Source organism: Exiguobacterium sp. s36 (assembly GCF_018618345.1).
GTDB classification, from domain to species: domain Bacteria; phylum Bacillota; class Bacilli; order Exiguobacteriales; family Exiguobacteriaceae; genus Exiguobacterium; species Exiguobacterium chiriqhucha.
Map to the genome: position 1 here is coordinate 1 of NZ_JACSLW010000004.1, position 14,019 is coordinate 14,019.

11 protein-coding genes and 1 other annotated feature are annotated in these 14,019 nt (G+C 53.6%); of the genes, 2 read left to right on the forward strand and 9 right to left on the reverse strand.

All coding sequences use genetic code 11. The annotated features are described in order from the left end of the window. Positions 1-95: 95 nt before the first annotated feature. Together KNP95_RS09710 and KNP95_RS09715 are read right to left on the reverse strand one after the other, a co-directional pair. A complete protein-coding gene (locus KNP95_RS09710) occupies positions 96-1,130 on the reverse strand; it encodes a zinc-binding dehydrogenase (protein WP_214836862.1) in 1,035 nt (344 codons plus the stop codon). Between the two features lie 91 nt (positions 1,131-1,221). Then, complete coding sequence (locus KNP95_RS09715; RefSeq protein ID WP_214803096.1) at positions 1,222-2,934, reverse strand: ABC transporter ATP-binding protein; 1,713 nt, start codon at positions 2,932-2,934, stop codon at positions 1,222-1,224. A gap of 118 nt (positions 2,935-3,052) precedes the next feature. Between KNP95_RS09715 and KNP95_RS09720 the strand changes: the two genes are divergently transcribed. Both KNP95_RS09720 and KNP95_RS09725 read left to right on the forward strand, forming a co-directional pair. Beyond that, positions 3,053-3,403, forward strand: coding sequence for an iron-sulfur cluster biosynthesis family protein (locus tag KNP95_RS09720; RefSeq protein ID WP_214803093.1), 351 nt, complete (start codon positions 3,053-3,055; stop codon positions 3,401-3,403). Continuing rightward, a complete protein-coding gene (locus KNP95_RS09725; protein ID WP_214719548.1) occupies positions 3,400-3,591 on the forward strand; it encodes a hypothetical protein in 192 nt (63 codons plus the stop codon). Before KNP95_RS09720 ends, KNP95_RS09725 begins: the two co-directional genes overlap by 4 nt. Positions 3,592-3,654: 63 nt before the next feature. On the opposite strand, the gene KNP95_RS09730 is transcribed toward KNP95_RS09725, so the two are convergent. The 7 genes from KNP95_RS09730 to recJ form a co-directional block, all read right to left on the reverse strand. Next, entirely contained in the window at positions 3,655-4,797 is a 1,143-nt protein-coding gene (locus KNP95_RS09730) for a DUF5050 domain-containing protein (RefSeq protein ID WP_214836865.1), read from the reverse strand. A 117-nt stretch (positions 4,798-4,914) separates the two neighbouring features. Continuing rightward, positions 4,915-6,687, reverse strand: a complete 1,773-nt coding sequence (aspS, locus tag KNP95_RS09735) for an aspartate--tRNA ligase (protein ID WP_214803087.1) — start codon at positions 6,685-6,687, stop codon at positions 4,915-4,917. After that, positions 6,684-7,964 carry a histidine--tRNA ligase gene (gene hisS, locus KNP95_RS09740; RefSeq protein ID WP_214803085.1) on the reverse strand — a complete coding sequence of 427 codons (1,281 nt, stop codon included), beginning with the start codon at positions 7,962-7,964 and terminating at the stop codon, positions 6,684-6,686. The genes aspS and hisS overlap by 4 nt, the downstream gene beginning before the upstream one ends. Positions 7,965-8,004: 40 nt before the next feature. Further along, positions 8,005-8,238 (reverse strand) — a binding site (T-box leader). A 38-nt stretch (positions 8,239-8,276) separates the two neighbouring features. Then, positions 8,277-8,720, reverse strand: coding sequence for a D-aminoacyl-tRNA deacylase (gene dtd, locus KNP95_RS09745; protein ID WP_021066906.1), 444 nt, complete (start codon positions 8,718-8,720; stop codon positions 8,277-8,279). A gap of 16 nt (positions 8,721-8,736) precedes the next feature. Further along, on the reverse strand, positions 8,737-10,926 hold the full coding sequence (locus KNP95_RS09750; protein ID WP_021066905.1) for a RelA/SpoT family protein: 2,190 nt from the start codon (positions 10,924-10,926) through the stop codon (positions 8,737-8,739). Positions 10,927-11,115: 189 nt separating this feature from the next. Beyond that, entirely contained in the window at positions 11,116-11,634 is a 519-nt protein-coding gene (locus tag KNP95_RS09755; RefSeq protein WP_021066904.1) for an adenine phosphoribosyltransferase, read from the reverse strand. A 1-nt stretch (position 11,635) separates the two neighbouring features. Next, the gene (gene recJ, locus KNP95_RS09760; protein ID WP_214803083.1) at positions 11,636-13,927 is read right to left on the reverse strand and encodes a single-stranded-DNA-specific exonuclease RecJ; all 2,292 of its coding nucleotides are present in this window, start codon (positions 13,925-13,927) and stop codon (positions 11,636-11,638) included. Positions 13,928-14,019: the final 92 nt, after the last annotated feature.

A 14,019-nucleotide genomic window follows, 5' to 3' on the forward strand; every position in this document is an offset into this window, starting at 1 on the left:
CCATAAAAAGGAGAAGAGGCCACCTGGCGCGAACGAGTCGCGCCAGGTGGCCTCTTTCTTATAAATCTACTGAGTTATGTCCCAGCCTCTTTTCGTTATGGCACGAGGACAATTTTCCCGAATTTGCCCCGTTGCTTGAAGTACGTCTGCGCGTCCCGTGCCTCAACGAGCGGGAACATCCGATCGACGAGTGGCCGAATCTTACCGGCCTCAATCGCCTCGAGCATCGCTTGGAACTCGGCCCGCGTGCCGAGTACGGAGCCGTACATGGTGATATGTTTCAAATACATCGTCCGGAAATCGAGGTTCGTCTGTTGTCCCCCGGCCGAACCGGAAATACAGAACTTACCGCCGTTTTTCAACACCTCGAGCGACGTCGCGAACAAGGCGTCACCGACGACATCAAGGACGGCATCGACCGGCCCGCCGTTCGCCTCGAGAATCTCGTCGGCGAGTGTCTCGGAGCGGTATGAAAAGACACGGCTCGCGCCAAGTTCTTTCAGCTTCGCCTCATCTTTCAAGTCGCCGACGATAGCAAATACGTTCGCGCCATGCACGTTCGCCGCGATTTGGACGTTGAACGACCCGACCCCGCCGCTTGCACCGGTGACGACAATCGTCTGCCCCGGCTGAATCTCAATCTGTTCATTCATATGCCACGCCGTCAACCCGCTCACCGTGAAGACGGCGCTATCGACGAAACTGTCGAGCGGCATATCGTAACAGAGTGCGGCCGGCCAAGCGACATATTCGGCATAACCGCCATCGTACTCGGAACCGATGAACGACATATCGTCAGCGATATGCTCTTCCCCGTCCTGCCCGCTCGATGTGAACGGGAACAGGATGACACGACGTCCTACCATCGTCTCCTCGACCCCGCTGCCGACTTTCACGACTTCCCCGGTGATATCTGAACCCGGGACCCGTGGGAACTGGACCCCTTCCGGCCGCCAGCCTGACTCTTTGTCCGTCCCATACGCCCCTTCTCGCATCCAAATCTCGGTATTGTTAATCCCGCACGCCTTCACACGCACGAGCACTTCTCCTTGTTTTAGGCTCGGAATCGCGACATCGACGACTTGTAATTGATCGACGTCACCGTAACCGATGACCTGTATTGCTTTCATCACTTGTTTTCCTCCTCATCACAACTATATTCCTGTCTATACCCCACTAACGCACGACAGCCACCAAAAATTATTGGTGGCTGCCCATTCCTTATAGTTGTTGGCGTCTGAGCAATCCGGCGAACACGCCGCCTTTCATGCTCAATTCATCGTGCGTCCCGTCCTCGACGATGCCGTCAGCGGTGACGACGAGGATACGGTCGGCATTTTTCACCGTCGCTAAGCGGTGGGCGATGATGAGCGTCGTCCGGTCGGCCGCGAGTTCATTGAGCGAGTCTTGAATGATCGCTTCCGTCTCCGTGTCGAGCGCGGACGTCGCCTCATCTAAAATCAAAATCGGTGGATTTTTGAGGAACATCCGGGCGATGGCAATCCGTTGTTTCTGTCCGCCCGACAGCTTCAAGCCCCGTTCCCCGATTTGCGTATCGAGGCCGTACTGCAACTCGTCGACGAGCGAGTTCAGATGTGCTTTCTCGACCGCATGCATAATTTCCGCGTCGGTCGCGTCCAGCTTCCCGTAAGCGATATTCTCACGGAGTGTTCCCGCGAACAAGAACACGTCCTGTTGCACGATTCCGATTTGGCGTCGCAGACTCTCTTTCGTCATATCGCGGATGTCCATACCGTCAATTGTGATGGCGCCACTCGTCACGTCATAGAAACGCGGGATGAGCGAACAAATCGTCGTCTTCCCGGCCCCGCTCGTCCCGACGAGGGCGACCGTCGTACCCGACTTGATGTCGAGGTCGATGTCGGTCAACACTTGGCGATAGTCCGAGTAGCCGAACGAGACGTTTTGGAAGGCGATGTCGCCTTTCAGTGCCGTGACGTCGACGGCGTCCGGACGGTTCTCGATGTCCGGCGCCTCGTCCAATAGTTGCGTGAATCGTTTGAAGCCGGCCATCCCTTTCGGATACATCTCGAGGAGGGCTGTGATTTTCTCAATCGGCTTGATGAGCAAGTTCATATAGAGGATGAACCCGACGAGCTGCCCGTAAGACAGTTGACCTTGATACGTCAAATAGGCGCCGTAAACGAGTACGAGCAGCGTCATGAGCCGCGTCGTAATATAAATGCCCGCAAGCGATTTACTCATGACTCGATACGCCTCGATTTTCGAGCCGCGGTAGAAGTTATTGTCTTTCTGGAATCGGTTGATTTCGAACGTCTCGTTCGTGAACGATTGGACGACACGCGCGCCGGAGACGCTGTCCTCGACACGGGCGTTCACTTCACCGATGTTCGTATACATCTTTTGCCACGCCTTGTTCATGTTTTTGTTGGCGTACGTGATCATGATGACAAGGAATGGCACGGCGACGACCGTCACGAGCGCGAGTTGCGGGTCGATCGAGAACATGATTCCGAACGCACCGAGCAGTGTCATGATGGCGATGAAGAAATCTTCAGGACCATGGTGCGCCACTTCGCCGATATCGAACAAGTCGTTCGTCACCCGACTCATCAGATGGCCGGTCTTATGATTATCGAAGAACCGGAACGACTGTTTATGGATGTGGGTGAACAGCTCTTCCCGCATATCGGTCTCGATATTGATGCCGAGCTTATGCCCCCAATAGTTGACGACGTACTGCATCATCATGGCGAGTATGTAAAGAATCAATAGGCCGATGCTGATGATGATAATCCAATTCCATTCCCCACCCGGCAACAGGTCGTCGATGAACCATTGTACGGCGAGCGGAAAACCGAGCTCGAGCAGGCCGACGAGGATGGCGAACGAGAAATCGAGGATGAATAACTTCTTATGTGGACGGTAATAACTAAAAAAACGTGAGATCATGTCGTTTCCCCCTTCTAAACAAATAGTTTACGCCTTTTTGCAGGAAGTGGAAAACGGGAAGCACGTCTTTTTCAATCTTTTTTCCAGCGAGGTATAATAGAGTTAAGGAGTGATATACATGAACGTACAGATTACAGAACGCGCTCAGGCGCGGATTGATGCCTTAAAAGGCGACCGTGACGGACAAATGCACTTGTTTTATGAGACGGAAGGTTGCGGCTGTGGCAATAGCGGCATCTTCGAGATTCGCTACGTGACCGAGACGACACCAGAAGATGTCAAGATTGATTCGAACGTCGGCCCGATTCTCATCAAGAACTGGACGAAAATCTTTTTGGACGAGGACATGATCATTGACTATCGTGACGATAAACGGACGCTCGTCTTGAAGAGTAACGGCCAAGTGTTCAACTCGAACTTGCTCGTGACCGATGGGACCGGTTGCCAGTTGAACGTCCCAAGCCGATGAAGCAGGCGTTACGCGACCATCCGAGCCTCTGGCTGTGGTTCATCCTCAGCTTCGGGCTCGGCCTGTTCGGCATTTACCTCGCGTTCGCGGACTCGGTTTACACGATGACGGCCGTGATTGCGTCACTGTTCGCCTTCGGGTTTGCGCTTCAGCGTACGGCGAAGAAGATGGAACAACAGAATCACTAAAAAAGAGAGAGTTGCCGCATCGGCCACTCTCTCTTTCATCGCACAGATGATTTTGACCTGCCCTTATTCTACATCGATTGTATAAAATCGAATCTCACCCTCATTGCCATGTTCTGCATATGCAATTTTTCCATCTACATAAAGCGGTTTGGACGTCATCCCCCCCTGACTTCGCAAGTACGAGACCGTCCCTTCATACACATCGGCAATCATCAAACGGTCCATGCCTTCTCGGAACAGAATTCGATTGTCCGGTAAAAAGCGAAAGGCGTCAAATGAACTTTTCGACTGCGCCCCCATGTATTGAAACGGCTTAGCTTCCTGTGTTAGTCCTAAAAACTCGGCTCGTCCTTCTTTTCCAAAAGCCGCATAGTCAGGTCCTACTTGAAAATCAATTAATGCGCCCATTTCTTCATCAAACTTCCCGTCGAGCGTGGTCAATCTCGTTGTCTTGTTTCCTGCTTCGAACAGACTTCGATGAAGAATGACTCCCCCTTCGCTATCACGATAATCGAACACGTACTCTCCGTCTCGATTCTCCCCTTCTTGAAGCGTGTAAGTTCGAAGTGTCTCCACCTTCTCTGAAGTAGACGAGAACTGCTTTACCGATGTCGTCGTCATTGTTTCGGATGCCTCATAATCGACCCACGTGACGTGTCCATCCGCTGCACACAAATGAGGAACAGGCGTCTCGAACATACTTACACCGTTATATATCTCCGTTAGTTCAGAAGCGTCGAGCTTCATTCGAAAAATAGACCAAGCGTATCCATTGTCTTCCGTCGCTTCGTATTCGCTCCAGTAGATGTTATCTTTAACCCCGACAAGATTACCGATTGTCTTTGACGTTTTATGTAACGACCGATTGGTTGCTTGTTCCGTATCGTAGACATAGATTTCATAGCCTACTTCACCGATCGAATCCGTATAAATAATATGTTCATCATCTATATGTTCCGGTGCAATCATCGTGACTTTATGTTGGAAGAACGGAGATAAGTCGTAATTCTTCAACGTCCCAAGGGAAGTAGTCTCTCCGACCGGACGCAATTGAATCATCTCCACTTCTACATCGACTTCTGATTCCGTGTCTTGAACGACGTCCTCCACTTTTGGCAACACTTCCGATTCTTGACTGCAGCCCGCTAAAATAGTTGCCAACCCAATCGTCATTCCAAGTGATTGCACTATGCTTTTTAATTTCATGTTTCCCCATTTCCCCTCATCGTTAAAATACATTTTATACCATAAATGTAACATATTATTATTTAGCAAGATATACGCAAAAAGACCCGCCAATTGACGGGTCCTTGTGACTAGTTGTTATTTTTTCTCTTTGACCGCGGTCCGAATCGACAACTCTTGGAGTTGCGCATCCGCGACCGGGCTTGGTGCTTGTGTGAGCAAGTCGCTCGCCGACGCCGTTTTCGGGAAGGCGATCGTGTCACGAAGGTTCGAACGACCCGCGAGGATCATGACGAGACGGTCGAGACCGAGCGCGATACCCGCGTGTGGCGGTGTACCATACTCGAACGCTTCGAGCAAGAAGCCGAACTGGTCGACTGCTTCTTGTTCTGTGAAGCCGAGCAATTTGAACATGCGTTCTTGAATGTCACGCTCATAAATCCGTTGTGATCCGCCACCGAGCTCATAGCCGTTCAAGACGAGGTCATAGGCGAGAGCGCGTACGCTCGCCGGGTCCGTCTCGAGCAAGTGGAGGTCTTCACGGTTTGGCATTGTGAACGGGTGGTGGTTGGCATAGAAACGGCCGTCTTCTTCTTCGAACGTGACGAGCGGGAAGTCCGTCACCCAAAGGAAGTTGAACTTCGACTCGTCGATGAGTCCGAGCTCATGACCGAGCTTGACGCGAAGCGCGCCGAGGCTGTCGGCGACGACTGTCGGTTTTGATGCCACGAAGAGGAGCAAGTCGCCCGCTTCTGCGTTCGTCGCTTCCATCAACTTCTGGGCGTACGTCTCGTCGAAGAACTTGGCGATCGGTCCGTTCAAGCCTTCTGGCGTCACTTTGAGCCAAGCGAGGCCTTTAGCACCGTAGACGGCCGTGAACTCTTGAAGCTTGTCGATGTCTTTACGCGAGAACTTGTCCGCCTCGCCTTTGACGTTGATCGCTTTCACTTGTCCGTTAGACTCGAGCGCCATGTCGAACACTTTGAAGCCGGCACCTGTTACCGCATCCGCGACGTCGATGAGTTCGAGACCGAAACGTGTGTCAGGTTTGTCTGAACCGAAACGGCGCATCGCCTCTTCATGCGTCATGCGCTCGAACTTGGCCGGCGTGTCGGTACGACCGAGCGTCGCTTCCATGACTTGCGCCATCATCGATTCCATCATCGCCATCAAGTCTTCGACGTCCATGAAGCTCGTCTCGATATCGACTTGCGTGAATTCCGGTTGACGGTCGGCCCGAAGGTCTTCGTCACGGAAGCAGCGTGCGATTTGGAAATAACGGTCGAATCCAGCTACCATGAGGAGCTGTTTGAACAACTGTGGTGACTGTGGAAGTGCGTAGAATTCGCCGCCGTGAACACGGCTCGGGACGAGGTAGTCACGCGCGCCTTCCGGTGTCGACTTCGTCAAAATCGGCGTCTCGACTTCGAGGAACTCCTCTTCTGTCAAGAAGTTACGAATCGTGTTCGACGCCTTCGAGCGGAGACGGAACGTCTCTTGGAGTGCCGGACGACGGAGGTCGAGATAACGGTATTTGAGACGGAGGTCTTCCGATACGTTCTCGGCCTCGTCCCCGATTGGGATTGGTGTCATCTTCGCTGCGTTCAAGATGTTGATTTCAGAGGCGATGACTTCGATGTTCCCAGTCGGCATGTTCGGGTTCTTGTTCTCACGCTCGAGGACGGTACCTTTAATGTCGAGTACGTATTCGCTGCGGATTGACTCGGCGAGCTTGTGCACCGCTTCGTTTTCCGGGCGAACGACGACTTGGACGATTCCCGTGCGGTCACGAAGGTCGATGAAGATGAGGCCTCCGAGGTCGCGACGTTTCTGGACCCATCCTTTCAATTGTACATCTTGGCCGATGAGTGACTCTGTCACGCGGCCGTTCATATGTGTGCGTCCGATCATTGTCCTGCTCCTTCCGATAGTTCACGAATTTTGTCTGCGACGGCCGAGAGTGGCACGTCGACTTGTTCCCCGGTCGCCATGACCTTGAGGGAGGCCGAGCCGCGTTCGACTTCATCGTCTCCGAGGATGACGGTGAATTTCGCGTTCAAGCGGTCGGCTTGTTTGAATTGTCCTTTGAATTTGCGGCCGAGATAGTCGCGGTCCGCCTTGAAGCCTTCGATGCGAAGCAATTGCAACAGGCGTGTCGCCGTCACTTCAACTTCTGATCCGCCTTGGGCGACGACGAAGACGTCAAGTCCCGTCTCGAGCGCCGGGAGCACCCCTTCGTTCTCGAGAGCGAGGACGAGACGCTCGAGCCCGATCCCGAAACCGATGCCCGGCATGTCCGGTCCACCGATGTCTTGGACGAGACCGTTATAGCGTCCACCGCCACATAGCGTCGTGATGGCGCCGAAGCCTTCTGCCTCTGACATGATCTCGAACGCTGTGTGCGTATAGTAGTCGAGACCGCGGACGAGCGTCGGGTCGACGACGTAAGCGACGCCGAGCGCATCCAAGTGCGCGAGTACTTTCTCGAAATACGTCTTCGACTCTTCGTTCAAGAAGTCGAGAATCGAAGGTGCCGACTTCATCGACGGGTGGTCGCGGTCGACTTTACAGTCGAGGACGCGAAGCGGGTTTTGGTGCAATCGCGTCTGGCAATCTTGGCACAGCTCGTGCTGGACCGGTTCGAAGTGACGGATGAGCGCTTCGCGGTGAGCGTTGCGGCTCTCGGCGTCACCGAGCGAGTTGACGACGACCTTGATTTGCTTCAGGCCGAACGATTTGTAAATCGTGTAGGCGAGGCTGATCACTTCTGCGTCGATGGCAGGGTCACTGCTACCGATCGCCTCGACACCGTATTGGTGCAGTTGGCGGAACCGGCCTTTTTGTGGACGTTCGTAGCGGAACATCGGTCCCATGTAGTACAGTTTCGTCGGCTGGTCGGGGCTGCCGAACAGCTTGTTCGTGACGAATGCGCGGACGACCGAGGCCGTCCCTTCCGGACGGAGCGTATACTCGTCCTTGCCTTTCTTGACGAGCGTGAACATCTCTTTTTGGACGATGTCCGTCGTCTCGCCGACGCTGCGTGTGAACAGGTCGGTCGTTTCAAAAATCGGGGTACGAATCTCTTTATAGTTGTAACGGGCGCTGATGTCGCGTAGTTTCTCTTCGACATACTGCCACGTCTCGACCGTGCCCGGAAGCAGGTCTTGTGTGCCGCGTGGTGCTTTCATCTAAAATTCCCTCCTTAGAATACAAAAAGGCCCTCGTCCGCAAAGGGACGAGAGCCTGTTAAAGTTTCCCGTGGTACCACCCTCGTTGCAGAGCCATAATCGATACTCTGCCACTCGAAATCGGTTAACGCCCGATGAAACGGCTCCCCCTACTCGAGTTCAAGGAAGCACCTCCAAAGTGTCGTTCGGGTCATCATCCAGTCGATGCTTTCAGCCTAGGCATCGCTCTCTTTGCTGGTGGGGTGACCGTACTTTTCTTTATCGTAGGTGTTAGGTTATATGGTTCATGATGCCGAATCACGCCTGCTTCTGTCAAGCGTTTTTTTCGAGCATGAGCGTGACCGGACCGTCATTGACGAGCGCGACATCCATCATCGCCCCGAACTTCCCGGTCTCGACGACGAGCCCGTGCGTCCGCAAACGCTCGTTGAACTTCTCGTAAAGGCGTTCGGCGATATCCGGCTTCGCTGCTTGCGTGAACGCGGGACGACGGCCTTTGAGCGTGTCCCCGTAAAGCGTGAACTGCGACACGGACAACACTTTGCCGGCGACGTCTTGAATCGATAAGTTCATCTTCTCGTCCGCGTCCTCGAAGACACGGAGTCCGGCCACCTTGTCGGCGAGCCAGTTTACTTCCGTCTCGGTGTCCTCGTGCGTCACCCCGACGAGGAGCAAATAACCGGCCTCGATTTGACCGATCGTCTCCTCATCGACGGTGACGGATGCTTCTTTTACTCGTTGCAACAATACACGCACAGAAATCTTCCTTTCGTCACGTCATCATGACTCGGCTGACCGAGTACACGTCCGAGATTTGCTTAATCCGGTCGACGACTTTTTGCAAATGGTTCACGTTCGGAATCGAGATCGTCATCGAGATACGGGCCTGTTTGTTCTGGTCCCCGCGTCCGCTCACCGCCACGATGTTCGTGTTCGTCGCCGAGACGGCTTGGAGCACGTCGTTCAACAAACCGGAACGGTCGTAGCCGGTGATCTCGATGTCGACGTTATAGTTCTTCTCCTTCGCCTGACCGACTTCCCACTCGACCGTGAGGAGTCGCTCCGGGTGCTGCTCATTGATGATGTTCAAGCAGTCCTTCCGGTGAATCGACACGCCGCGTCCACGTGTGATATACCCGACGATTTCATCGCCCGGTACCGGGTTACAGCAGCGGCTCATGCGGATCAGCATGTTGTCAATCCCTTTCACCGAGACGCCGGCCTCGGCCGTCTTCTTCTTCGGCGACTGACTGACTTTCAATTCGTTGATCGCGTCCGACAGCTCGAGTTTTGGCTCTTTGCGCTGCTTCTCCGTCAACTTGTGGGCGACTTGGGCGGCCGTGATGCCATGATAGCCGACCGCGGCGTACATCTCTTCCTCGTTCCCGAAGTTGAACTTCTCGACGACGACGGCGAGCGACTGGTCATCGATCACTTCTTTCGGCTCGAAGCCGAGCTTCTTAATCTCGACGTCGACGAGCTCTTTGCCTTTCTCGACGTTCTCTTCACGCTGTTGGCGCTTGAACCATTGGCGAATCTTGTTCTTCGCCTGGCTCGAGACGGCGAGCTTGAGCCAGTCCTTGCTCGGCCCATAGCTATGTTTCGACGTGATGATCTCGATGATGTCACCTGTCTCGAGTTTATGGTCGAGTGGCACCATCCGTCCGTTCACTTTCGCCCCCGTCATCCGGTGACCGATCTCGGTATGGATGCGATAGGCGTAATCGATCGGGACCGATCCTTTCGGCAACTCGAAGACGTCCCCTTTCGGTGTGAAGACGTAGAGCATATCGCTGAAGAAATCGACTTTGAGCGATTCCATGAACTCCTCGGCGTCGGTCGTATCTTTTTGTAGCTCTAAAATCTCGCGCAGATGGGCGATTTTTTCATCGAACCCGTTCGTCGCGACACTCTTTCCTTCTTTATAGGCCCAGTGCGCGGCAATTCCGAACTCGGCGATAAAGTGCATGTCCTTCGTGCGGATTTGCACTTCGAGCGGCTCACCCTTCGGTCCAATCACCGTCGTGTGGAGCGACTGATACATGTTCGGTTTCGGCATAGCGATATAATCCTTGAACCGGCCCGGCATCGGCTTGTATTGCGTGTGGATGATACCGAGGACGGCGTAGCAGTCACGAATCGAATCGACGATGATGCGGACCGCCATCAAGTCATAAATCTCATTGAACTCTTTCTTATGCTTCACCATCTTATTATAAATCGAGTAGATGTGCTTCGGACGACCGTTGACGTCGGCCTCGATGCTCACGTCCTCAAGAACGGTGTTCACTTCTGTGATGACCGAAGTGACGAGCGCTTCCCGCTCGGTCCGTTTCTGTTTCATCATCGAGACGATTTTATAGTATTGCTGCGGATTGATATAACGTAACGAAATATCCTCGAGCTCCCATTTGATCGTCGAGATCCCCATCCGGTGGGCGAGCGGCGCGAAAATCTCGAGCGTTTCTTCCGCTTTTTGAACTTGCTTCTCTTTCGGCATATGTTGAAGCGTCCGCATGTTATGCAGACGGTCGGCGAGTTTGATCAAGATGACACGTACGTCTTCAGCCATCGCGATAATCATCTTGCGGTGATTCTCGGCGAGCTCTTCTTTTTTCGATTTATATTTGATTTTACCGAGCTTCGTCACACCGTCGACGAGCATGGCCACCTCGACCCCAAACTCGTCAGCGAGTTGTTTGAGCGTGATGTCCGTGTCTTCAACGACATCATGAAGAAGCGCACCGATAATCGTCGTCGCGTCTAACCCGATATCAACGAGAATACCGGCCACTTGGACCGGATGCAGAATGTAGGGTTCGCCGGAACGTCGGAACTGACCGGTATGATGCAGTTTTGCGTATTCGTAAGCGCGTCTCACTTCGGCAATCTCGTCTTCACCCATATACTCCCCGAGCGCGTCGAGAAGGTCCTCAATACTTACGATTTGTTTTTTGGTCATAACATTCGACACCCTTTTTCTTACCGCTCCAATCGACTTGGACTCGTCGCAGCATGGTAGTAGTTAACGTGCATGAGTAATGTAATTTTACTTACTATTATCGAAAAAATCTGACGACCTGTCAAAGGTTGTGGGTTATTTTCCTCAAAAACTATTCAAAAACGGGAAGCTAATCGCTTCCCGTCTAGGTCAATCTTCGTAACGGATGAGTGAGAACACGTCGTATCCTTCGAGACGCTCACGTCCACCAAGTCCATCAAGTTCAATTAAGAATCCAATCCCCGCGACGACGCCGCCGAGTTGTTCAATCATTTTGATGGTCGCTTCAATCGTGCCGCCTGTTGCAAGCAAGTCATCCAAGATGACGACTTGTTGGCCCGGTTTGATTGAATCTTTGTGCATCGTCAAAATGTCTGTGCCGTATTCGAGGCCGTATGCGACGCGAACCGTCTCACGTGGCAACTTGCCTTCTTTACGGACCGGGACGAACCCGAGTTCAAGTGCGTACGCTGCCGGGCAACCGACGACGAATCCGCGTGCTTCCGGACCAGCGATGAGTTCAGCACCGCGCTCCTGAGCGTAAGCGATGAGCTCATCGACCGCTTTTTTGTAAGCCGGCCCGTCTTGCATGAGTGACGTGATGTCTTTGAAGCTGATTCCTTCTTTCGGGTAATCCGCTACTTCTTTAATATGCTGTTTGAAATCCATTTTATGTGTAAGCCTCCTGCATCTTGTTCGATCGCAATGATTGTAACCGCTCTTTCAGTTCTGCCAACGACGCATAGATGAAACGCTCCTCGAGTTGGACTCGTCCGACCCGGCGCTTATAACACGGCGCTTCGGTCAAATCGCGTTTCGGCGCTTCTGGATTCACTCCAGGCAGTCCGTCTTCCATTGTAACAAGAAATTCGAGTTCAGAGAATACTTGATGCATAAATTGAATCGTATTTTTTGACCATTTTCGCTCGATTGACAAACGAATCAAGTTTTCGCGCAGGTTTTTCCGTTCGCACGTCGCCATGTGGACGTAGTATGTTCGGAAATCTTCACGCGTCGGCAACTTCTCGAAGAACGAGCCGCCTTGTCCGAACGCACAGTAGATGCGTTCGACGTCCTCGGTCAACAAGTCCGCCAATACGTCTTCCTCGTCCGGCAAATCGAGCAAGACGACAAACGGCTTGAGCGGCGTATCGAGATCGTGGAGCGGGAAGTCGTCCCGCCCTTGGAACGAGATGAACGACGTCGTGTCGCCCGGGAGCTGTTTCAATTCGTCGAGCGAATTTTTCTTGCCTCGATAATCGAACACTTGGAACCCGTCGACACGGATGTCTTGAATCATAAGCTGCGGCTTGCGCATCCCGTTCCATTCATTCACTTGCAAACTACCCATGACCGAGACGTTTGCCATCTTCGATATTTCAGAGACGACGTGACCGAAACCGAAGCCGATGCCATCGAGTTCCCGTTTGTCCCCGGCGAGCTGAACCTTCAAATGGGTGTTGTCGCGCCCGATTTGACGGATGTCGCGAAGTCTAGCGTCTGCCACGACGACACGCGGTGACGGATTACCCATCCCGAACGGGGCGAGCTTGCCAATCTCTGAAATCAAGTCGAGCGACACATCGTTCACGTCGAGCTTCAAGTCGACGTTGACGCGGGCGACGAACGTCTCGTCCGGAATCGATTCGGCTTGTTCGTTCAGACGACGGCGCAGTTCGGCCACGTTTTCCGATAACAACGTCATCCCGGCTGCGGCCGGGTGGCCACCGAAGTGCGGCAAGATGTCTTCGTTCTTCGATAGTTCTTTGAACAAGTCGAAACCGTCAATCGACCGGCCTGACCCTTTCGCCTTCCCTGTCTTCGGGTCATGGCACAAGAGGATGACCGGACGATAGTACGCCTCGACGAGACGTGACGCGACGATTCCGACGACGCCTGGGTTCCAGCGTTCACTGGCGACGACGAGGACGCGGTCGTCCGTCATCGAGGCTTCGACGAGTTCCGTCGCTTCTTTGGCGATCGTCTTGACGATGTCTTGGCGTTCTTTGTTCTGTTTGTCGAGCTGTTGTGCCAGTGCGAGCGCTTCTTCCTCGCTCTCGGCGAGCAACATCTGGAGCGCCGGCATCGCCGAGTCGAGACGACCGGCGGCGTTGATGCGCGGACCGAACGCGAACCCGACCGATTCCTCGTTCAATGTCCCGTCCGTCAACGCACACACTTCACGGAGCGCCAAAATACCCGGGCGTTTCGAATCATCGAGCGCCTTGAGCCCGAGCTTGGCGAGCAGACGGTTCTCCCCATCGAGCGGGACGAGGTCGGCGATCGTGCCGAGGACGGCCAAGTCGAGAAGCTCGTCCGGCATCCGGTCGAGCACGGCGTGCGCCACTTTGAGGGCGACGCCTGCCCCGGCGAGTTTGTCGTACGGATACGACGGGTCGATATGAGGATGGATGATAGCGAATGCATCCGGTAACGTCTCTTTCGGTTCGTGGTGGTCGGTGATAATCAAGTCGACACCGAGCTCTTTTAAGAGCGCTGCTTCTTCAATCCCCGAGATGCCGCAGTCGACCGTGATGATGAGGGTGAACCCTTCACCGGCGGCCCAGCTGAACGCCTCTTTGTTCGGTCCGTAGCCTTCGGTGAACCGGTTCGGGATATAGCATTCCGCCATGACGCCAATCTCGGTCAAGGCGTGCCACATGACGGCCGATGCGCTGACGCCATCGACGTCATAGTCGCCATAGATGAGCACCATCTCGCCTTCGTCAGCCGCCCGTTTCAAACGTTCGACGACTTTTGGCATCTGTTCAAATAAAAACGGGTCGTGGAACGTCAATTCATCCTCGACGTATAAAAACGCCTTGGCCGCCTCGACGTCGCGGTGTCCCCGTTGTGTGAGGAGCGTCGCGAGTTGCTCCGATATATTCAGTTCTGTCTGTAACTGTTCAACAGCCGTTGTATCCGTCTCCGGATACACCCAACGTTTCTTCGCATGATACATAATGCCTCACTCCAATCAATTGTAGATTATATCAGAACGAGCGAGTGAAGTGCCGTCTTGACATTCAAAAAGGTCCCCCGATTAATTCGGGA

Excerpts from the sequence above, each read along its gene's own strand:
- KNP95_RS09710 (WP_214836862.1), bottom strand. The coding sequence starts at position 1,130 with ATGAAAGCAATACAGGTCATCGGTTACGGTGACGTCGATCAATTACAA.
- KNP95_RS09715 (WP_214803096.1), bottom strand. The coding sequence starts at position 2,934 with ATGATCTCACGTTTTTTTAGTTATTACCGTCCACATAAGAAGTTATTC.
- KNP95_RS09720 (WP_214803093.1), top strand. The coding sequence starts at position 3,053 with ATGAACGTACAGATTACAGAACGCGCTCAGGCGCGGATTGATGCCTTA.
- KNP95_RS09725 (WP_214719548.1), top strand. The coding sequence starts at position 3,400 with ATGAAGCAGGCGTTACGCGACCATCCGAGCCTCTGGCTGTGGTTCATC.
- KNP95_RS09730 (WP_214836865.1), bottom strand. The coding sequence starts at position 4,797 with ATGAAATTAAAAAGCATAGTGCAATCACTTGGAATGACGATTGGGTTG.
- aspS (WP_214803087.1), bottom strand. The coding sequence starts at position 6,687 with ATGATCGGACGCACACATATGAACGGCCGCGTGACAGAGTCACTCATC.
- hisS (WP_214803085.1), bottom strand. The coding sequence starts at position 7,964 with ATGAAAGCACCACGCGGCACACAAGACCTGCTTCCGGGCACGGTCGAG.
- KNP95_RS09750 (WP_021066905.1), bottom strand. The coding sequence starts at position 10,926 with ATGACCAAAAAACAAATCGTAAGTATTGAGGACCTTCTCGACGCGCTC.
- KNP95_RS09755 (WP_021066904.1), bottom strand. The coding sequence starts at position 11,634 with ATGGATTTCAAACAGCATATTAAAGAAGTAGCGGATTACCCGAAAGAA.
- recJ (WP_214803083.1), bottom strand. The coding sequence starts at position 13,927 with ATGTATCATGCGAAGAAACGTTGGGTGTATCCGGAGACGGATACAACG.